Annotated in this window: 16 protein-coding genes; 9 read left to right on the forward strand and 7 right to left on the reverse strand. The window is 58.2% G+C overall.

Features of this window, described 5'->3' with window-relative positions:
• Positions 1-192 precede the first annotated feature (192 nt).
• The 3 genes from PL640_RS24315 (at position 193) to PL640_RS24325 (ending at position 3,594) form a co-directional block, all read left to right on the forward strand.
• Positions 193-873 carry a sugar transferase gene (locus PL640_RS24315; RefSeq protein ID WP_142842685.1) on the forward strand — a complete coding sequence of 227 codons (681 nt, stop codon included), beginning with the start codon at positions 193-195 and terminating at the stop codon, positions 871-873.
• Between the two features lie 185 nt (positions 874-1,058).
• Positions 1,059-2,318, forward strand: a complete 1,260-nt coding sequence (locus PL640_RS24320; RefSeq protein WP_271363770.1) for a polysaccharide biosynthesis/export family protein — start codon at positions 1,059-1,061, stop codon at positions 2,316-2,318.
• 7 nt (positions 2,319-2,325) lie between these two features.
• On the forward strand, positions 2,326-3,594 hold the full coding sequence (locus tag PL640_RS24325) for an O-antigen ligase family protein (RefSeq protein ID WP_271363771.1): 1,269 nt from the start codon (positions 2,326-2,328) through the stop codon (positions 3,592-3,594).
• On the opposite strand, the gene PL640_RS24330 is transcribed toward PL640_RS24325, so the two are convergent.
• The 5 genes from PL640_RS24330 to PL640_RS24350 all read right to left on the reverse strand — a co-directional run bounded on the left by PL640_RS24330 (position 3,591) and on the right by PL640_RS24350 (position 10,955).
• Positions 3,591-4,085 carry a hypothetical protein gene (locus PL640_RS24330; protein ID WP_142842688.1) on the reverse strand — a complete coding sequence of 165 codons (495 nt, stop codon included), beginning with the start codon at positions 4,083-4,085 and terminating at the stop codon, positions 3,591-3,593. The two genes, PL640_RS24325 and PL640_RS24330, sit on opposite strands and share 4 nt — an antisense overlap.
• Positions 4,086-4,170: 85 nt before the next feature.
• A complete protein-coding gene (locus PL640_RS24335; protein ID WP_269699406.1) occupies positions 4,171-5,529 on the reverse strand; it encodes an HlyD family type I secretion periplasmic adaptor subunit in 1,359 nt (452 codons plus the stop codon).
• An 8-nt stretch (positions 5,530-5,537) separates the two neighbouring features.
• Positions 5,538-7,745: a type I secretion system permease/ATPase gene (locus tag PL640_RS24340; protein WP_271363772.1), complete on the reverse strand. Its 2,208-nt coding sequence runs from the start codon at positions 7,743-7,745 to the stop codon at positions 5,538-5,540.
• Positions 7,746-7,826: 81 nt separating this feature from the next.
• A complete protein-coding gene (locus PL640_RS24345; protein WP_271363773.1) occupies positions 7,827-9,845 on the reverse strand; it encodes a hypothetical protein in 2,019 nt (672 codons plus the stop codon).
• A 150-nt stretch (positions 9,846-9,995) separates the two neighbouring features.
• The gene (locus PL640_RS24350; protein WP_142842692.1) at positions 9,996-10,955 is read right to left on the reverse strand and encodes a fibrinogen-binding protein; all 960 of its coding nucleotides are present in this window, start codon (positions 10,953-10,955) and stop codon (positions 9,996-9,998) included.
• A gap of 905 nt (positions 10,956-11,860) precedes the next feature.
• On the opposite strand from PL640_RS24350, the gene PL640_RS24355 reads away from it, so the two are divergent.
• A complete protein-coding gene (locus tag PL640_RS24355) occupies positions 11,861-12,631 on the forward strand; it encodes a helix-turn-helix transcriptional regulator (RefSeq protein ID WP_271363780.1) in 771 nt (256 codons plus the stop codon).
• A 59-nt stretch (positions 12,632-12,690) separates the two neighbouring features.
• Here the strand turns inward: PL640_RS24355 and PL640_RS24360 are convergent, their stop codons facing one another.
• Positions 12,691-13,041 (reverse strand): hypothetical protein, encoded by a 351-nt coding sequence (locus PL640_RS24360; protein WP_271363774.1) that lies wholly within the window; start codon positions 13,039-13,041, stop codon positions 12,691-12,693.
• A 396-nt stretch (positions 13,042-13,437) separates the two neighbouring features.
• Here PL640_RS24360 and PL640_RS24365 point away from each other — a divergent pair, with 396 nt between their 5' ends.
• From PL640_RS24365 to PL640_RS24385, 5 genes are read left to right on the forward strand one after another with little or no spacing between them, the layout of a single operon-like run.
• Complete coding sequence (locus tag PL640_RS24365) at positions 13,438-14,460, forward strand: UDP-glucuronic acid decarboxylase family protein (RefSeq protein ID WP_142842695.1); 1,023 nt, start codon at positions 13,438-13,440, stop codon at positions 14,458-14,460.
• A gap of 1 nt (position 14,461) precedes the next feature.
• Positions 14,462-15,445, forward strand: a complete 984-nt coding sequence (gene galE / locus PL640_RS24370; RefSeq protein ID WP_271363775.1) for a UDP-glucose 4-epimerase GalE — start codon at positions 14,462-14,464, stop codon at positions 15,443-15,445.
• The gene (locus tag PL640_RS24375; RefSeq protein WP_271363776.1) at positions 15,442-17,388 is read left to right on the forward strand and encodes a glycosyltransferase family 2 protein; all 1,947 of its coding nucleotides are present in this window, start codon (positions 15,442-15,444) and stop codon (positions 17,386-17,388) included. The genes galE and PL640_RS24375 overlap by 4 nt, the downstream gene beginning before the upstream one ends.
• Positions 17,389-17,403: 15 nt before the next feature.
• Complete coding sequence (locus tag PL640_RS24380; protein ID WP_271363777.1) at positions 17,404-17,907, forward strand: DUF995 domain-containing protein; 504 nt, start codon at positions 17,404-17,406, stop codon at positions 17,905-17,907.
• A 13-nt stretch (positions 17,908-17,920) separates the two neighbouring features.
• Complete coding sequence (locus tag PL640_RS24385; RefSeq protein ID WP_269699414.1) at positions 17,921-18,883, forward strand: glycoside hydrolase family 26 protein; 963 nt, start codon at positions 17,921-17,923, stop codon at positions 18,881-18,883.
• Between the two features lie 52 nt (positions 18,884-18,935).
• On the opposite strand, the gene PL640_RS24390 is transcribed toward PL640_RS24385, so the two are convergent.
• Positions 18,936-19,437, reverse strand: a 502-nt coding sequence (locus tag PL640_RS24390; protein WP_271363778.1) for an AGE family epimerase/isomerase, incomplete at its 5' end; no start/stop codon positions are given.

The raw sequence follows: 19,437 nt of genomic DNA on the forward strand, positions 1-19,437 counted from the left end.
TATGCAACCCTTAATATTGCCCTGGGGTTGATCGACCGCCACCGCAAGAAATCGCATAGACGGTCATGGGTAATGTGCCTTACAAAAAATCCATTAGCATCAAATTCCGAACACAGACTTGTTATCTCCTTTAGACGGAAATACGCGCCTTCGGGCACCGACCAATCGCAAAACATAAATGGAGTTCACTCTATGAAGTCCGCGACCCAATCGGCTGAACAGACACTCAGCAGTTCCGAAGATTTCGATGTCAGTTTCCCTATCGGGGGCATCGCAAAACGCAGTTTCGATATGGCATCGGCTGCACTTGCGCTGCTCATCTTCAGCCCGATTTTCCTGTTGATCGCCGCTCTGGTGAAATTTTCCGATCCCGGCCCGATCTTTTATGGTCACCGGCGTGTGGGACATAATGGCCGCTATTTCCATTGCCTGAAATTCAGGACGATGGCGATGAACGGTGACGAGATGTTGCGGCAATATCTTGCCGCCAATCCGGAAGCCGCCGAAGAATGGCGCGCGACCCGCAAGCTCAAGAACGATCCGCGTGTCACCGCTGTCGGCGCCGTGCTGCGCAAGCTTAGCCTTGATGAACTGCCGCAGCTCCTCAACATCATCCGTGGTGAAATGAGCGTGGTTGGCCCGCGCCCCGTCGTTGACGAGGAACTGAGCTATTATGAAAGCGCTGCCGCTTATTATCTCAGCACCCGCCCTGGCCTGACCGGCCTGTGGCAGATCAGCGGCCGTAACGACGTCTCCTACAAGACCCGCGTGGCTTTCGACACGCAATATGTGCAGAACTGGTCGATGCGGCAGGATGTGTTCATCATCGTCAAGACCATTCCCGCCGTGTGCCTGTCGCGCGGCAGCTACTGAAATCAATATTGAGTTCGGCTTTATCGATTTTCGTTTCGACACGCACCGGGATCCCAAGTCCGGTCTTCGGGTGCGTCATTGGTGCTAACAATAGCGGCCGCTTCTGCGGCGCTGCGCAGCCGGCCTTGCCCGGTTGCCTATCGTCTGATCGCCTGCATGGCGCTCAGCAAACAGGGAGTCTCCCGATGAACGGCCTTTTTGCCACCCCCCGCCGTCCGCTTGCCGCCCTCGTGCTTGCCGCTTCCGTCGCCCTGGCCGCACCGCTCTGCGCATTGGCGGCAGAGGGTGGGCAATATAAGCTCGGCACCGCCGACAAGCTGCGCATCCGTGTCGCCGAATGGCAGCCGGCCGATGGCAGCATACGCAACTGGGACGTCATCAACGGCGATTATTCCGTCGGCCCATCCGGCGCGCTGTCCTTGCCATTTATCGGCCAGCTGGAGGTTTCGGGGAAAACGCCTTCGGAAGTCGGTGAGGCGATCGGCGCCCAGCTTCAGAGCAAATTCGCGCTTCGCAACCTGCCTTCGGCTTCTGTCGAAATCGCCCAGTTTCGGCCGATCTTTCTGAGCGGCGACGTGCAGACACCGGGAGAATATCCCTATGCCGCCAATCTCACGGTGCTGAAGGCCGTCAGCCTTGCCGGCGGCCTGCGTCGCTCCGATGCCGGCCAACGTTTTGCCCGTGACTTCATCAATGCACGCGGCGATGCCGCGGTCTATGACAACCAGCGGGCAAGGCTGCTCGCCCGTCAGGCGCGGTTGGTTGCCGAGATCAAGGGCGATCAGGCCATCGCCAAGACGCCAGAAATGGAAAAGATCAGCGAAATCGATACGCTTCTGGCCAGCGAAAGCGCGCTGATGAAATCCCGTACCGAGCGTTATACGCTTCAGCTGAAGGCGCTGACGGATCTGCATGCCCTTTTGCAGAGCGAAGTCGAATCGCTGAATAAAAAATCGGAAACACAGAACCGTCAGCTCCAGCTCGCCAACGAGGATCGCGACCGCGTCAACCGGCTGAACGAGCAGGGGCTTGCACTGTCACAGCGGCGCATCTCGGCGGAAGAACGCGCGGCGGAGGTGGAATCCACCCTGCTTGATATCGACACGCAGTCGCTGCGCGCCAAGCAGGATATCAACAAGGCGACCCAGGACGAAATCAACCTGCGCAACGACTGGGTGGCACAGCGTTCCAAGGAATTGCAGGATACCGAAGCGGAACTCGACAAGCTCAATCTGCAGCTGACCACCAGCCGCGAATTGATGTCGGAGGCGCTGGCGCAATCGGCCGAAGCGATCCGTTTCGATCCGTCGGGTAAATCCGCGACCATCACCTATCTCGTGGTGCGTGAGGAAAACGGCAAACCGAAGGAAGTGAAGGTGGATGAAAACACCCTGCTTCAGCCCGGCGACGTCATCAAGGTTTCGTCCGAAATCCTGATGCAGTGAGGTTCGCATGCGGATTGCCAAATCGGCGCTGATCGATCCCGAACGCAATGAAATCTTCGGAATAGCGGCTGTTGCGCTGTCATTCTTCGTGTTCGCCTACTCGTCGCGTTTCGGGCAGATCTCGGTTCTGGCCTATTATGGCATGTGGCTGCCGCTGGTGGTGGTCAACTACCGGCAGGTGCTTGGCAATTATCCGCGTTATCTGTGGATCTTCGCCTTCGGTATCCTCACCGTGCTGTCCAGCTTCTGGTCGGAGGCAGCATCGGTGACCATGCGCGCCTCCATCCAGTACATGACGCATATCGTCTGCGCCTTGATCGCCATGCGGGTGATATCCATTCGAACGCTGACGCGCGGCGCGCTGATCGGCATCGCCGTGGTTCTTTTGTATTCGCTGCTGTTCGGCATCTATCTCTTCGATGCGCTGGATGGCACGTATAGTTTCGTCGGCGCCTTCTCGTCGAAGAACCAGCTCGGTTTTTATGCCTCTCTCGGAGTCATTTTTGCAGCCGCCTCCGTGTTGGTTCTCAAACAGAGAGGCATCTGGCTGCCAATCGCCGGCGTGACCGGACTTTTATCGGCCTATAGCCTCCTTGCATCGCAATCGGCGACATCCACCATCACCACCGCGGCGGTGGTTGCACTGATAATCGGCTTCATCCCTATCGGCATGCTGTCTCCCGCCAACCGCAAGATGACGTTTTTCGTGCTCGGCGGCCTGGGCGGGCTGCTTGTGGTCGCTTCCCTGCAATTCGGCCTGCTTGATGCCATTCTTGGTGTTTTCGGCAAGGATTCGACGCTTACCGGCCGCACCTATCTCTGGCAGCAGGGCATAGAGGCGGCAAAACAGACGCCGATCCTCGGTGTCGGTTATCAGGGTTTCTGGGTGGCGGGTTTTGCCGATGCCGAACGCCTGTGGAACGACTTCTTCATTACCGGCCGCACCGGCTTCCATTTCCATAATACCTATATCGAGACGGTGGTGGAAAACGGCATCGTCGGCATGGTGCTGCTCGGCATGGTGCTTTACGGAACGCTGCTCGGGCATCTGCGCTCGGTGCTGATGCGCAGGAGCGATCCGCAGGGCGTTATTCTCTTTGCGATCTGTGCGCTGTTCGTGGTGCGCTCCTTCGTGGAGATCGATATCATCTTCCCCTACCAGATCGGCTCGTTCCTGCTTTATTTCGCTGCCGGCAAGCTGTGCCTGCCAGTGAAGGCAGCGCAGAATGGTGAAACTCACCCGGCGATCGGTATGCGGTTGCAGACGAGAGCCTAGAGATAATCCGCCGAGACATGCGGGCTGGCGTGGATGAATTTCCACATGTCCTTGCTGACATCAACGATATCGGCAATCGACTTTTCCAGGTGCTCGATTTCCTTCTCGTCCATGCGTTCGACCTTGCCGTAACGAACCTTGCTGTCGTCCTCCACCAGCCGCATCAGCTGGGTGCTGGCGATTTCGCCCTTTTCGTCGAAGGAATAGATGCAATGATTGTATTTGTTGCGCGTCCGCGCTTCTTTCTTCAGCCGCGCCATGATGGAGAGAATGGTCTTGCGGTCCGGCGTCGGCGTTGAGGGGAGTTTCGCCAGACGCTCGATGAGGTCCATGCGCGCCCGTGTGGTATTGAGCGTCAGAAACACGACGATGGCCGCTTCCTTCTCCACTTTCAGGAGATGGACGATCAGATAGATCATCAGGCTTTCAGTGTTCGTCCACACATAATTCAGCCTGCCGACCAGTAGCAACACATCCGACATCACCGCCATGCTGCTTCTCCCGCCCCGGCGAAATATATTCGGATATCATATGCTGAGCGCTGCGGAAAAGACAGTATAGGTTACTGATATTTCTTCATCTTTCCTTGAAGGCGCGGGACATGCTGTCGGAGATCGGCTTGGTCAGATATTCAAAGAAGGTGCGCTCCGAGGTCTGGATCAGAACATCGGCCGGCATGCCGGGCACGGGATGGAAATTATGGACCTTGGCGATCTCGTCGTCGGAAACCTGCACGCGCACGATATAGACGTCCTTGACCTGCAGGCCGGCATTTTCCTCGATGCTGTCGGCGGAAACGTAAAACACCTTGCCGTTCAGAACCGGTGTGGTGCGGCGGTTGAGCGCTGACAGACGGATCGCGGCGGTCTGGCCTTCATGTAGCTGATCGATGGAGGTTCTGAGCACCTGCGCCTCAAGGATCAGGGGAACATGGGCGGGCAGGATTTCCATGATCGGCTTGCCTGTGGTGATGACGCCCCCGGGGGTATGATAATAGGCCCGCACCACCGTGCCGTTGACGGGGGAGCGGATGACGGTGCGTTCCAGCACTTCGGCAGCGCCACGCACCTGTTCCCGGACACTGTCGAGATCGGATTCAGCCGTTTCCAGCGCATCGAGCGCCGCCTGTTTGTTGGCGTTGACGGCAATGATCGCTTCCTGCTTGAACTTGGCGATTTCCGCCTCGCTCTGGTTCATCTCGCCGGTCAGACGGGCGATATCGCCCATGGCGTCGGCAATGGCGCGTTCCAGTGCCAGCATATCGGTCTTGCGGATGACGCCGTCCTTGGCGAGCCTTTCCTTGGAATCGCGCTCCTGCGTCAGAAGGGCGAGTTGCCGGTCGAAGGACTGTTTCTGCCCGTCATAACCCGCATAGCGGAACTCCAGCGAACGGATATTCTTTTCGATCAGGTTCAGCTGCTCGTCGAGCTTGACGATCTTGCTGTGGAACACGATGTTCTGGCTCTGGATGATGGAGTTGATGTCAGGATCGCCGGCCTCTTTCATGACGATTTCGGGCACCTTGAAAGTCTTTTCGCCCTGCGCTTCGGCGCGAAGGCGCGTCACGATGGTTTCAAGGCGAAGACGCCGCAGCTGCAACATGCGTTCATTGGCAAGCGCCGTCGTCTTGTCGAGCGTCAGCAGCACGTCGCCTTCCTTGACCGTGTCGCCTTCACTGACCATCATTTCCTTGATGATGCCGCCTTCCAGATGCTGGACGATCTTGTTGTTGCCGGTGGCGACGAAGCTGCCCTGGGCAATGATGGCGGAAGAGAGCGGTGCGGTGCCGGCCCAATATCCGAAGCCGCCGAATGAGGCGAGCAGCACGGCAAGCCCGATGGAGCTATGCAGGCGGATGGAGCGAGGCACTTCGCTATACCATTCCAGCTGGCCCTGCGGTTTGATTTCGGCAATGGCGTTTTTCTTCTTGAACATGACGAACCTCAACCCTCGATCTGCGGGGACTGGTTGGCCGGACGGCCATTGCCGGAAAGTGCTTTCAGCACCTCGATCCTTTCACCGAACATGGCGAGTGATCCGTCTTTCAGCACCATGATCTTGTCGACACACTGCAAAAGTGCCGGGCGCTGGGTGATGGTGACGGTGGTGATGCCCTGTTTCTTGGCGTGCAGCAGCGCCTTGGCCAGCGCCTGTTCGCCCTGCGTATCAAGGTTGGAGTTGGGCTCATCCAGCACCACGAATTTGGGATCGCCAAAGAAGGCGCGGGCAAGTGCGATGCGCTGTTTCTGGCCGCCCGAAAGCGGTGCGCCATCGGCGGCAACCACGGTTTCATAACCCTGCGGAAAACCGGCGATCAGCTCATGCACATCGGCCAGCACTGCCGCTTCGTAAATCTGCCGATCGTCGATATCGTCGCGCATGCGGCAGATATTGGCCTTGATGGTGCCGGGGAAAAGCTGCACGTCCTGTGGCAGATAACCGATGCTTTCACCGAATTGCCGCTGGTCCCAGTTGCGCAGGTCCATGAGATCGAGGCGCACATTGCCTGAGGTGGGCAGGATGGAGCCGACCAGCATCTTGCCGAGCGTCGTTTTGCCGGAACCGGAATTACCGATGATGGCAAGCGATTCCCCCTTTTTCAGCGAAAAGGAAATGCCGTTCAAAATCACCTTCTTCTGCGGCGGCGGTACGAAGAGAATACGTTCCACATCCAGACGCCCTTCCGGATTGGGCAGGCGCAGGCGCGGGAAATTCAGCGGCGAGCTGATGAGAAGCTGCTTGATACGGCCATAGGAGGCGGCGGATTTGTTGAACTGGTGCCAGCCTTCGATCGCGCCTTCGATGGGCGCCAGCGCACGGCCGGAAATGATGGAGGCCGCGATGACCATGCCGCCGGTCAATTCGCCGGAAAGCGACAGATGCGCCCCCCAGCCCAGAAGCGCCACCTGGGTGATCATGCGGGCCGCCTTGGAGACGCCGGAGAACATGATGTTGCGATCCTGAGCCGCCACATGCGACTTCAGCGACCCGGCCGTTTCACGGCCCCACATCTTCACCGCCTCGGGTATCATGGCGAGTGCATTGATGATCTGCGAATTGCGCGACATGGAATCGAGGTGGAAATTGGCGCGACTGAGATAACCCGAGGCTTCGGAAAACTGCCTTGCCGTGAAACGCTGGTTCAGCCAGGCGATGATGAACAGCACGGCGCAGCAGACCATGATGATGATGCCGAGATGCGGATGGACGAGATAGACCACCACGATGAAGAGCGGCATCAGCGGCGCATCGAGAAATGCAATGAGTGTTCCTGACGTCAGGAAGGAGCGCAGCTGCTGCAGATCCTGCAGGATCTGGTAGTCCTTGCCGTTGCCGTGCAGGGAGGCGCGGGCGGCAGCGGACAGGATTGGCGCGCCAAGCTGCACTTCAAGCTCAACGGCGGTGCGCATCAGGATGAAGCGGCGGATGGCGTCCATGAAGGCCTGCAGCAGAACCGCGCCAAGCACGGCCACCGTCAGCATGACAAGCGTATCCATCGAGCGGCTGGTCAGCACCCGGTCTGATATCTGGAACAGATAAAGCGGGATGGCGAGCAGCAGGATGTTGATGGCGATGGTGAACAGCATCACCACCACCATGTTGCGGCGAACGGCGGCGATGCCCTTTGCAAGACTTGCGGCGAAATTGATCGGCTCGCTGCGCTTGTGGAAGCCGCTCTGGCTTCCGCCGCCACCGCCACCGCCACCACCACCGCCGCCATTGTCGGTCGGCTCCTTGCCGCCACCACCCGTCACCGGGCGGCGTTCGTTTTCGCGGATCGGCCCGTCATTATTGTCGATGGTTTTGACGAAAGGCAGCTCTGTATTGTCAATCTTGGCTTGCGGTTGCGCCGGGGAGGCGGGTTGCCGCTCCGGCTGTGGCACCGGCCTTACCGGGGGAACGTCCCGCAATTGTTCGGGATGTGCCGTTTTTGCAAGCGGTTCGGAAGGAGTTTGCGGGGGTGTTGGCTGGGTGGGGGATGTAATGGTTTTTGCCGCCTGTTCCGCGCCGGATAACTGGCGCAGATTTTCGACGGCTTCGTTAATGGCTGAAATACAGGCGTCCGTCAGTTTGCTGTCTTCCGCTTCCTGATCCAGCGGCAAATCCAGCGAGCGTCCGTCGGCAATCGTTTTCCTTGAGATATGATCCATTTTATATCGGTCCCCGGTGATCTTGCGGCGTTTGCGGGTTCGGCTATTGCGGGGCGTGTTTGCCGCCCCGCCCGCCGGACGTTACGCAACGACCGTCTGCATGACGTCGGATGGGTGGGCGTTGGACCATGAGAGGTCGTGACCGCCATTGATGACGCCGTCGGATTCGTTCTGGATGGTGGCGGGATCGTCGTGAAGAAAGGCGATGACCTCGTTTGCCAGCTGGCCGTGCTGTGTCGGCTGCGACGTGTCGTTTTCGATAATGCCGCCCTGGATCAGAATGGCATCGGAATAAACGCCGCCGGCGACATAGGTGGTGGAGCCGAAGCTGTCGTAATCGATGATCTGTGCGATATTGACGACGGCGTTGCTGCCGGTATCGACATGAACCGTGGCATTGTCGTTGTTTTCGAGGACCTTGGCGGCGGCCTGGGTTACGTCGTCGGAATCGCCGAGCACGCTCACCTGCTTGATGATGCTGACATCATAGAGGTTGCCGGTGATGTAAAGGACGTTCAGTCCCTGATAGCCGGCGAAGTTGGCGTCGTGGGCAAGCGCATCCGGCATGTTGGGATCGCGTTCGTTGATCGCGTTCACCGTCTGGTGCATATAGTCCGGCATGGTCTCGAAGCGGTCGTTGCTGCCTACATTATGAATGCTGGCATCGTTCCAGAGCAGGTTATTGCCGGATTGGATGGTGGCGCCACCAGGTGCATCGGGATTGGCGCGGGCCCAGTCATTGTCGTAAAGCACGGCAATCTGGCTGATGAGGTTCATGTCCAGCACATTGCCGCCGACGATGATCAGATCGTACTGCATGCCGATGCCGAGGAAATTGGCGATGTTGAGCGCGGCGTTACCGCCGGTCAAAAGGCTGACGCTCGCGCCCGAGGTGGTGATGGTCATCGTGTCATTGTCGCTGATGAACTGGTATTGTTCGATCCAGTGTACGAAGGACACATCCCCTTCCAGCACGCTGACGCGCCAGGCGGTGGGGAATATCGGCGGCTCGCCGCTCTCATGGCTGTCCGCCGCGGCATTTTCCGCGCCCGGATAGACACTGCGCTGAAAGCTGGCGATGTTGTAGGCGGCCGTTGCCGCCTGATCCTCCGAGTGCGTGAAGACGGAAGAAATCTCGTCCCGGTCACTGTAGATATAGGCTTGGGTGATGGCGTCGATCTGGTGATAATCGCCCATGACGGCGGTGACCGAGGTCATGACGCCGGTATTGACCAGCGTGGCGATGTTGGCGACGACATTGGCGCCAGCGGCGATATCGAGGCTGTTGCCGGCCGGGCTGTCTTCATGCAGGGAAACGTCGCTTTTTTCCGGTGCCTCGGCGGGTTTGGCAATGCCGCGGTCCGGCATGAAGTCGTCGAGCGTCGGCTTGTCGTAGGCCACCGCGCCATTGATATAAAGACCGTTGATATCGTTGCCGGCCAGAACGAAATCCTGGTCCGCGCCGGTGCCAAGCGAGGTCACGTCATTGTCGCGGGCGTGTTCGATATAGTCGTGCGCGGATTTGGCAAGCGCCTGCAGCGCGTCGTAATTATCGGTGCGCTGGAAGGTGGAAAAGGGCGTGAAGACGGCGGCTTCGTTGTAGAATTCGACGGTGCGCTCGGTCACGAAGGTCGTGTCGCGCGCCACATTCGGGCCGTCCGTCATGTTCAGATAGTCATCGTCCTGGAGAATATTGACCTGGGTAAGATGGCCGGCTACCGAGCCTGGACCCGTATGAACCACCAGTTCGCGCTCATCAAAGGAAAGGCGGCCGGGAAAACGGAAATGCGCGCCGGAAATATCGACCGGGATGGCATTTGCAAGCTGCTGCATGTCGTATTCGACAGCGCGGGCGAAATGCGGTCGCATGTAATCGAAATCGTAATAGCCGGAGCGATATTTGACACCGGGATCGTAATCCTCGAGCGGGACGTCATAGTTCTTGTCGAGCAGCCTTGCTGCCTCATCGTCCGGCAGTCGGTCCGGATCGGAATGCGCCGGGCCTTCGCTATAGTTGCTTCTCAGACGCGCTTCCTCGACCACCGTGTCGAACATGCCGATGAAATGCGCGATCATGTCGGAAATCTTGTCGATATGCATTGAAGGTCCCTCCCTGATCATCGCGGCAGAGCCTGAGGCTGCGCAGGGCACCCGTCTCAAAGGCGGTGCTTCGTCTTACGCAGACCGGTCCTTCAACCGCGAACTGCACCGGCGGGTGCCGGTGCAGCTCTTTTCGTCAAGAGGTGGGTATCAGGAGTGATCCTCACCGACATCGGATACATGCGAGTTACCGCCTGTGATCGTGACGTCAACGGCATTGGAGAGCATGTTGGCGCCCTGCACCAGTTCCAGATGGAAGCCGGAATTTGCAAGGATTGCCGATGCATCCGCAGTGCTGGTGCCTGCTGCGTCGTCGCCGGCCTTGAGGTCCCATCCCTTGCCGTCCATGCCTTCCGCGCCATAGGCGTCGCCGGCATTGGCGCTCAGGTGGTTTTCCGCACCGCCATTCTGCATCTTGATGTCGTAGGCCTGATCCTGGTCTGCCAGGTGGTTGGCCTGCACCATGCTGAAGCCGGTGTCATTGCCGTCGCCGTTGAGCGAGCTGTTGAGGATGTTGTCGACATCGAGCGTGAAGGAGAAGTCGTCACCCAGGTTGAAGGTGAGGTCCCCGCCTGCGATGCCGAGATTGCCGACATCCTTGACGCCGGCGATGTTACCGAAGTCGTCATCAGACTTGTAGTAGCTGTCGGCGGAGTTGAAGCTGTCGGAGGTCGTCGTGGTCTTGGTGGAGGTGTCGTTGTCGGAGTAGGAGAACGTCTTGTTGTCCGTGTCCGTGATCGTTTTCACATTGGTATCATTGTCGCTGTACGACTTGCTTTCGTAGCTCCAGTCGTAATCCGTCTTGATATCAGTGTTGGTTTCGGTGCTCGTCTTGGTGGTCGTGTCGTTGTCGCTGTACGACTTGCTGTCATAGCTCCAGTCATAGTCGTTGTCGCGATTGTCGCCATTGCCGACTGCTACATCGATCTTGGCGTCAACATCCACATTGGTGCTGTTGTCGCTGTTGTCGTTGTTGCGGTTTTCACCGTTTGCGGTGCCGACATTGCTGTCTTCCACCTTGGCGTCATTGGTCGAGGTGTTGGCAAAACCCTCGGAAAGAGCGCCGATCTTGGTGATGTCGTCGCCGGCTGGCTGTGAATTGTAACCCATTTCGATTTCCTCCGAAAAAGCTCGGAGCAGCTTTCGAAATCCCTCTCATCTCAAACGGGATTTTTTCGCGCTTGCTCCGTGTTGCACAAAGATTGATGTTTGCAGATGCACTCGGTACGTTTCATCTGCGGTTCGGCATCGGCCCGCGACCGGGCTCTTTTCGTTCAGCCCCTGTGCGCTACTCGGTAAAAAGGCGCACAAATCCGTTCCTCGCTCCAATGGGGAGCGCGGTGGCTTCGTCTTTTTGCTTGCGTGTTTTCTTGAAAAGGAACCGGCGTTGGCAAACACACGTTAAGGCCGGGATAGTCTTTTCATCGGCCGCCGTTCAGCGACGGTCAGACTGTGCCGCAGAAAAATTGCACTTTCTAGCTATCAATTCGGGCTAAACATATCGGCACCCGTAACCGGAATATATATGCCGGAGGGGTAGGCCAAGGCTCGTTTTCGCGGCCGCTGCAGCAAATATCCGCAGATTTGGCGGCAAAAAACCGGCCTCTTAAAACCATCGTGCTTTTGCCAGGGAAAAGGGCGTTATCCCGAAACGGCACATCGTCCGGGATCGTTTGCATGCGAGATATGAAAAGGTCTTTCAACTAAAAGTTATATTTTCTTGGAATACAAAACCGGAGCGGAGGCATTTCTAACGCCTTTGTTTCCTTGATGATTTCCAAGTGAATGATTTTCTCTCACCGTAATCAATTTTGTATGCCTAATGTAAAAAATAACCCGTATGGGCCATTTATTTACACAGCTTTTCGTATTAGCCTCCTAAATTAACAGGTAATTAATGATAGTTGACATGGCTTGAGGCAGGAGTTGTCCCCCATGGTCTTGGGGGCGTCCTGGCGGACGACAGACGGCACACCAAAAAGAATGTAATGCGTAAGCGCTTTAGGGAGGCGTCAATGTTCATGGGAACTTCAGATTATGCGGCAAAACAAAAAAACGCCGTTTCACCTATAAATGGAACTTTATTGATCATAGCGGATCCGGACCTGTTTTCCGAGTGCCTCGTGGAGGCGTTGGGCAAAAAGTTCCCCACATTCGCGGTGGTGAGCGTTACCTCGTCGTCGACTATTAACGACGACTACGGGGCGAATGTCCGGCTGGTGCTGCCTTATCGCATGTCCGGCGAGCGGCTCCATAATCTTCTTGCGGCAATCCACGAAAAGCATCCGGATGCGCCGATCGCACTGGTGGTCGAAACCATCGACAAGTTTGAGGAGCCGTTGAAGCAGCTGGTGGGAATGCGCGTCATCGACGGCGTGTTGCCGCTCAATCTGCGGCTTGACGTGTTCATGGCGGCTGTTGACCTTTTGATGAAGGGCGGAGAACATTTTCCCGCGGCCCTCCTCGGCAAGCTCACACCCTATTCCCAGGCCGTCAGCGGCAAGAGCGTTCAGACGAGCGCCGTTATTGCCAACCGCGCCGATGCCCTTGCGGCAAACAGGGGTGAAATGGCGGCGCTGACGACACGGGAGGTGCAAATCCTCGACCTGCTTTGCAAGGGTACGCAAAACAAGATCATTGCTGACAGGCTGCATCTGTCCGAAAACACCGTGAAGGTTCACGTTCGCAACATCTATAAGAAGATGAACGTGCGCAACCGAACGGAGGCAGCATCGCGCTTCTTCAACAAGGACGACGACGCTACCTTATCCGGCTGGAAGAACTGAGGGTCAGGCAGGCCGAGGCCGCCCGGGCGCCAGTTTCCGCCGATGTTCCGGCCCGAGACTTACGGTCTCAGGAAGCAGCGGGACTTCTGGCCAAATCCGCTCGGCGAGCAAATATAGGGAGAAGAACCGGAATAGGAATGTCGCGATATCGATGGTGCCTCGGACGACGCGTCGGCAACAAGTGTCACGGCGGCATTGCCTGTCTTGTCGTAGCCGTAGGAAGCCCTGGTTGGAGTAACCCGCGTCTTCATTGTCGTCGTATCCGCTGATGCGGTCTTGATGAAAACAGCGTCTTCGACCACGGCGCACGAGGCCGTCGCGAAAGTGAGTGCTGCAAAGGCTGCGGCAACGAGCGCAAAATGATTGCGTCTGGCTGCTTTGCCACTCTTGGAATAAGGCATTTCATTCATCGTGTATGTCCCCTGAAATCGACTGTCTGTCGCATCTCGCCGGGCGGTTTTGTCCCGGTGGACCGAGCCTTACAAAACCAGGATAGTCCCGACTGGTTGAGCGAAGCTTGCGCTAATGCTCAATAAGAAAGGCATAAAGGAGGCGTAGTTAAAAAGTATTAAACCAAGGGCTATTTTTAGTAATTCAGGGTAATCAATTGTAATATTTCGACAAAATGAAGTTGACCTGTTTTTCACCGCGCCTATCATAAAAGTTGAAAACTATCGAATCGAAATATTAAAACCTCCAGAAGAAATAAAAACCGGAGGATGATATTCAAGATACCGCACAATCGGGAGTTTGATCCAGTTCAAGATGAATCAGCCGGGCTGATTCCTCATGGGGAGGAGTGTGTAATGCGTAATTTCGTTCCCAACGAGCATGATAATGGCGTCACGATCTACTCGGAATGGCGTCCTGGCCAGCGTGTTCTCGTCAATGGCGGCGCTGGTTTCCTTGGTTCCCATCTTTGCGAGCGTCTGCTGGCCTGCGGCCACGAAGTGATCTGTCTCGACGATCTTTCGACCGGGCGGACGGCGAATGTGGAGCATTTACGGGACAATAAGCGGTTTTTGCTGGTCGAGCACGATGTGCGCAAACCCTATGATATCGATGTCTCGCTGATCTTCAACTTCGCTTCGCCGGCTTCGCCGCCGGATTACCAGCGCGATCCCGTCGGCACTTTGCTCACCAATGTGCTTGGCGCCGTCAATGTGCTGGAGGTCGCGCGCAGATGCGGTGCAACCGTAGTGCAGTCCTCGACATCGGAAGTCTACGGCGATCCACTCGTCAATCCCCAGCCGGAAAGCTATTTCGGCAATGTAAATACAATCGGACCGCGAGCTTGCTACGATGAGGGCAAACGCAGCGCCGAAACGCTGTTTTTCGATTATCATCGCTTTTATGGCGTCGATATCAAGGTGGGACGAATCTTCAACACCTATGGGCCGCGCATGCGCCCCGATGATGGACGTGTGGTTTCCAACTTCATCGTCCAGGCACTGAAGGGGGCCGACATCACCATTTATGGCGATGGCAGCCAGACACGCTCCTTCTGTTATGTCGATGACCTGATTGATGGTTTCCTGCGTTTTTCGGCCAAGCCGAAGGATTGCACCGGGCCGATCAATCTCGGCAATCCGAGCGAAATTCCGGTGCGGCAACTGGCCGATATCGTCATTCGCATGACGGGTTCCCGCTCGCGCATCGTGCATCTGCCGGCTGCGATCGACGATCCGCAGCAGCGCCGCCCGGATATTTCGCGGGCCAACGAGCAGCTGAGATGGCAACCGCGCGTGCCGCTCGAAATCGGACTGGAAAAAACCATCGTCTACTTCGATGCTTTGCTGTCCGGCAGGAAAGTGGCGGAGGCCGTATGAGATGGCCCGCGCAATCCTCGTCACAGGCGGGGCCGGATTCATAGGCAGCCACATCTGCAAGGCGCTGGCAAAATCCGGCTTCAAGCCCATCGCATATGACAATCTCTCGACCGGCCATGCGGATGCGGTTCGCTGGGGGCCTTTCATCGAGGGTGACATTCTTGATCGTGACCTGCTGAAGGCCACGCTCAGGGAGTTCCAGCCGGCCTTCGTCATCCATTGCGCCGCCAACGCCTATGTCGGCGAATCCGTCGAAGATCCGCGCAAATATTACCGCAACAATGTCGGCGGCAGCCTTTCGCTGCTGGATGCCTGTCTCGACCAGAATATTGGCGGGCTGGTATTCTCCTCCAGCTGCGCCACCTATGGCGTGCCGCCACAATTGCCAATCCGCGAGGAAACCGTGCAGATGCCGGTCAATCCTTACGGGCGCACCAAGCTGATTTTCGAAATGGCGCTGGATGATTACGCCGCGGCCTATGGCCTGCGTTTCGTGGCGCTGCGGTATTTCAACGCGGCCGGCGCCGATCCGGATGGCGAGCTTTGCGAACGCCATGAGCCGGAGACCCACCTGATCCCACGGGCGCTGATGGCGGCTGCGGCGCGGTTGCCGCAACTCGATATCTTCGGCGCGGATTACGACACCACGGACGGCACCTGCATTCGCGACTATATTCACGTCAGCGATCTCGCCGATGCCCATGTGGCCGCCGTCAATTATCTGGCGGATGGCGGGGAGACGCTGCGTGTCAATCTTGGTTCGGGCCACGGCACCTCGGTTGGCGATATCATCCGGGCTATCCATCGCGTTACGGGTCAGGAAGTGCCAGTGCATTTCGGCGCAAGGCGCGAAGGTGATCCGCCGGCGCTGTTCGCCGATATTGAAAGGGCAAGGCAGACGCTCGGCTTTGCGCCGAAACATTCCGATATCGACACGATCATCCGCACGGCCGGTCCCGGTTTCGGACTGGAGGTGCGATCATGACGGCGCGCTCCACTCCTTCCGTCCAACCTGTACGTGCTGCCACAGGCACATTGCGGATGCGACCGGTCTTCACCGGCTGGAACCGCATGGCCTATCGTCTGGGCATCGGCGGCTGGCTGGTGACGCTTGGCTATTTCTGGGTCTGGTGGCTCGACCGTGACCGGGTGATCGACTGGCCCTATTACACCGTCGTTACCCTGACGCTGGCGTGGATCACACTGCTGCCGTCCTATTTCATCTTCATATTCCTCAACGCCCGCGTGGTCGACCGGCGCTCCCCTTTGCCCAAGGGCCGGGTGGCGATGGTCGTTACCAAGGCCCCGTCGGAACCTTTCGCCGTGGTGCGCAAGACGCTGCTGGCCATGCTGGATCAAAGGGGCATGGAACAGAAGGGCCTGGAATTCGACGTCTGGCTTGCGGATGAAGATCCGGATGCGCAGACGCTTGCCTGGTGTGGGGCACATGGTGTTTTCGTCTCGACCCGGAAGGGTGTCGCTGATTATCACCGCAAGACCTGGCCGCGCCGCACCCGCTGCAAGGAAGGCAATCTCGCTTATTTCTACGATCATTATGGCTATGAGCGTTATGATTTCGTCGCACAGTTCGACGCGGATCATGTGCCGGAACCGGATTATCTGAGCGAGATCATCCGTCCCTTTACCGATCCGTCGGTTGGATATGTCTCCGCCCCAAGCATCTGCGACGCCAATGCCGGCGAGAGCTGGGCCGCGCGCGGCAGGCTTTATGCGGAGGCAAGCCTGCACGGCGCGCTGCAGCTCGGTTACAACAATAGCTGGGCGCCGCTCTGCATCGGCTCTCACTACGCCGTGCGCACGAAAGCGCTGCGTGAGGTGGGCGGTCTCGGCCCCGAGCTTGCCGAGGATCATTCCACCACGCTTTTGATGAATGCCGGTGGCTGGCGCGGTGTCCATGCCGTCAACGCCATAGCCCATGGCGACGGGCCGGCGACCTTTGCCGATCTCATCGTGCAGGAATTCCAGTGGTCACGCAGCCTGATGACAATCCTGTTGCAATATTCACGGCATTATGTGCCGAAGCTGCCTTTGCGGCTGAAATTCCAGTTCCTGTTTTCGCAGCTCTGGTATCCGCTGTTTTCCGGCTTCATGGCGCTGATGTTCGTGCTTCCCGTCGTTGCCCTGTTGCGTGGGCAAGTGCTGGTCAATGCGTCCTATCCGGCGTTCCTGGCGCATTTCCTGCCCATTTCGCTGATCATGATCCTGTTCGCCTTCTTCTGGCGGGCAACGGGGGCTTTCCGCCCTCATGATGCGAAGCTTTTCAGCTGGGAAGCCATGGTGTTCCTGTTCCTGCGCTGGCCCTGGTCGCTGATGGGTGTGCTGGCGGCGATCCGCGACACCATCCGCGGTGACTTCGTCGACTTCCGCATCACGCCCAAGGGCACGCAGGCCAAACCGCCGCTGCCGCTGCGGGTGATCGTGCCGTACATGGTTCTGGCGGCGGTCAGCCTTCTCGCCATGGTGCTGGCGCCACGTGATAGCGGAGCGGAAGGCTTCTTCATTTTCGGGGCGATCAATGTGGCGATTTATGCGGGACTTTCCGTGTTCCTGCTCATCCGCCACGCGATGGAAAACGGCTTGCCGCGATTGCCGGCCATGCGCGGCGGCGCAACCGCTGCGGCCTGTTCACTGTTGCTCGTCGCCGGCAGCGCCGCGGAACTCAGCTCGCATGCGATCGGTGGGCTTGAAGCCCTGTCGCACGGACAGCCTTACGTCACCTTCACCGAAACGCGTTTTACGGTTGCCGGTGCGGGTGTGGAGGGCGCGAGATCGGTGCGCGTGAAGCTGCGCATCACCCTGCCGGGCTTGCCCGGTCATCGGGAAATGCAGGCGGAACCGGCCGTCGCACCGTCGCCGACAGTGGCAACCGGAGAAATCATGCTGGCCGACAATAGGGTCGGACAATAGAAGGAGGAGGCTGTGATGAGAACAACAATAAGCAACTGCGGATTCTCCGCTTTCGTACTCTGCCTTGCGGTGATCGCGCCCAGTGCCGTCCACGCCGCAGGCGGCACGAAGACGCCGAAACCGCTCAGAACCAGCGAAGTCGTGGAAATGTACTTCGACAAGACCTGGAAATGGGATACGGGCGGCGGACGCTTCATTGCCGATGGCCGCAAATTCATCGCCCTGACGGAAGAAAAAGGCAAAAAATCCGTCGGTGAGGGCATCTGGACCGTCGATGCCAAAGGCACGCTGTGCATGCGCGCCACCTGGAAAGCCGATAATGGCAGCGGCAAGGCCGATACCTGCTTCGACCATGGCCGCATCGGCAAGGTGCTCTATCAGCGCAAGCAGGGCGGCCAGTGGTACGTGTTCCGGCACAACCCGGCAAGGCCCGGCGATGAATTCCTGAAACTTGTCCGCAAGGACGACGTCACCCCGCAGATCGCCGCCTATGGCAAGGCGATGACGGCGACGCGGTAGGGAGGAAAGTGTCATGCAGATAACAAGAAGAAAACTTCTCTTTGCAAGCGGGGCGGCAGTGGCTTTTTCGGCCAGCATGTACCCCATGTTCAAACTGGATGCGCAGGGTGTTGCACCCATGGGCGCCACGGGCATGAAGACGCTTGCCGACAAACGTCCGACATTGCATGCGGATGGTATCCGTTTCGGCGCTTACGATCCGCATGGTGATTTCACTGGACAGGCCGGGGTGGCGACGGAGCATCTGTTCCTGCCCTGGGAAGACGTGGATCTCGACAGTCTTGCGCTCGCGGACGCCTATGCCCTGGAGCGCAAGCGCAATGTGCTGATCACCGTCGAACCGTGGTCATGGGACGTCAACTGGCGGCTTTCCTCCGACGAGTTGCGCCGCAAGGTGCTGGGAGGCGACTACGACAAGAACATGCAGGCGATAGCCGCACGCATGTCGGCGATGAAGAGCCCGCTGATCCTGCGCTGGGGTCAGGAAATGGAAGACACGTCCGGCCGCTTCTCATGGTCCGGCTGGAACCCTCGGGACTACATCACCGCCTATAAACGCATGGTGGACATGACCCGCAGGGCGGTTCCCGGTGTCAAGGTTATGTGGTCGCCCAAGGGGCTTGATGGCCTTCGGGCTTATTATCCCGGCGATAACTACGCCGATCTCGTCGGCCTTTCGGTCTTCGGTCTCGAAGATTACGACAAGATCGAATATGGCGGACCGAAGACGTTCTCCGATCTGCTGCGCAAGGGATACGGACTTGTCGAAACCTTCAACCGACCGGTCTGGGTCGCAGAACTCGGTTATGAAGGCGGCGATTCCTATGTCCGTCCATGGATGAACGACGTAACGCTGAAACAGGCGGATTTTCCGAGGCTGGAAGAAGTCGTCTATTTCAACGACAAGGACGTGCACCCCTGGCCGCACAATCTCGGCAAGCCCGACTGGCGCGTGGTGCGCCCGGCCAAGGCTTGATTGAGGCCGGAGCGGGCCGAGCGGACGCCCGGCCCGCTCGCCCGCCCGGACATTATCCACTGACCGCCAGCACGGCCTCAGCCTCATAGATGGCGCAGACGATGTGATAGAACGTGCTGGCCGGTGCCGGCTCGTCGAGCATCGGCCTGTTGGCCGGCCATTTGTCGAACCAGAGACCCTTCACCGGCGTGTCGAGGAAAGGCTGCAGCGCGCCGATGGCCCTGAGGCCCGAAGCGAGGTAACGCTGCCGTTCCTCGCCGGAGGTGACGCTGGCAAGGCGCACGGCCGCCTTCAGCCATTCCGTCTGCGGCCATAGCCGGGCCAATCCGTCATGCACCGAAAAATCATCGTAGAGGCTCATCACCGCCACCTTGCGGCGCGGGCAGATGCCATGCTCTTCACCGATCTCGAACAGGCGTTTGGCCTTGTCGATCGCCTCAGCGTTGTTGCGCAGGCTGCCCCAGCGCACCAGAAGCCATGCCCATTCGAACTGGTGGCCCGGCTCCATGATCCGGCCCTTGTCGCTCTTATGCGGCGTCCAGTCATGCTCGAAG

This window comes from Agrobacterium sp. ST15.16.024 (assembly GCF_027956545.1).
Taxonomy (GTDB): Bacteria; Pseudomonadota; Alphaproteobacteria; order Rhizobiales; family Rhizobiaceae; genus Agrobacterium; species Agrobacterium cucumeris.

Excerpts from the sequence above, each read along its gene's own strand:
- PL640_RS24330 (WP_142842688.1), bottom strand. The coding sequence starts at position 4,085 with ATGGCGGTGATGTCGGATGTGTTGCTACTGGTCGGCAGGCTGAATTAT.
- PL640_RS24350 (WP_142842692.1), bottom strand. The coding sequence starts at position 10,955 with ATGGGTTACAATTCACAGCCAGCCGGCGACGACATCACCAAGATCGGC.
- PL640_RS24345 (WP_271363773.1), bottom strand. The coding sequence starts at position 9,845 with ATGCATATCGACAAGATTTCCGACATGATCGCGCATTTCATCGGCATG.
- PL640_RS24355 (WP_271363780.1), top strand. The coding sequence starts at position 11,861 with ATGTTCATGGGAACTTCAGATTATGCGGCAAAACAAAAAAACGCCGTT.
- PL640_RS24335 (WP_269699406.1), bottom strand. The coding sequence starts at position 5,529 with ATGTTCAAGAAGAAAAACGCCATTGCCGAAATCAAACCGCAGGGCCAG.
- PL640_RS24380 (WP_271363777.1), top strand. The coding sequence starts at position 17,404 with ATGAGAACAACAATAAGCAACTGCGGATTCTCCGCTTTCGTACTCTGC.
- PL640_RS24375 (WP_271363776.1), top strand. The coding sequence starts at position 15,442 with ATGACGGCGCGCTCCACTCCTTCCGTCCAACCTGTACGTGCTGCCACA.
- PL640_RS24385 (WP_269699414.1), top strand. The coding sequence starts at position 17,921 with ATGCAGATAACAAGAAGAAAACTTCTCTTTGCAAGCGGGGCGGCAGTG.
- PL640_RS24320 (WP_271363770.1), top strand. The coding sequence starts at position 1,059 with ATGAACGGCCTTTTTGCCACCCCCCGCCGTCCGCTTGCCGCCCTCGTG.
- PL640_RS24325 (WP_271363771.1), top strand. The coding sequence starts at position 2,326 with ATGCGGATTGCCAAATCGGCGCTGATCGATCCCGAACGCAATGAAATC.
- PL640_RS24365 (WP_142842695.1), top strand. The coding sequence starts at position 13,438 with ATGCGTAATTTCGTTCCCAACGAGCATGATAATGGCGTCACGATCTAC.
- PL640_RS24360 (WP_271363774.1), bottom strand. The coding sequence starts at position 13,041 with ATGAATGAAATGCCTTATTCCAAGAGTGGCAAAGCAGCCAGACGCAAT.
- galE (WP_271363775.1), top strand. The coding sequence starts at position 14,462 with ATGGCCCGCGCAATCCTCGTCACAGGCGGGGCCGGATTCATAGGCAGC.
- PL640_RS24340 (WP_271363772.1), bottom strand. The coding sequence starts at position 7,745 with ATGGATCATATCTCAAGGAAAACGATTGCCGACGGACGCTCGCTGGAT.
- PL640_RS24315 (WP_142842685.1), top strand. The coding sequence starts at position 193 with ATGAAGTCCGCGACCCAATCGGCTGAACAGACACTCAGCAGTTCCGAA.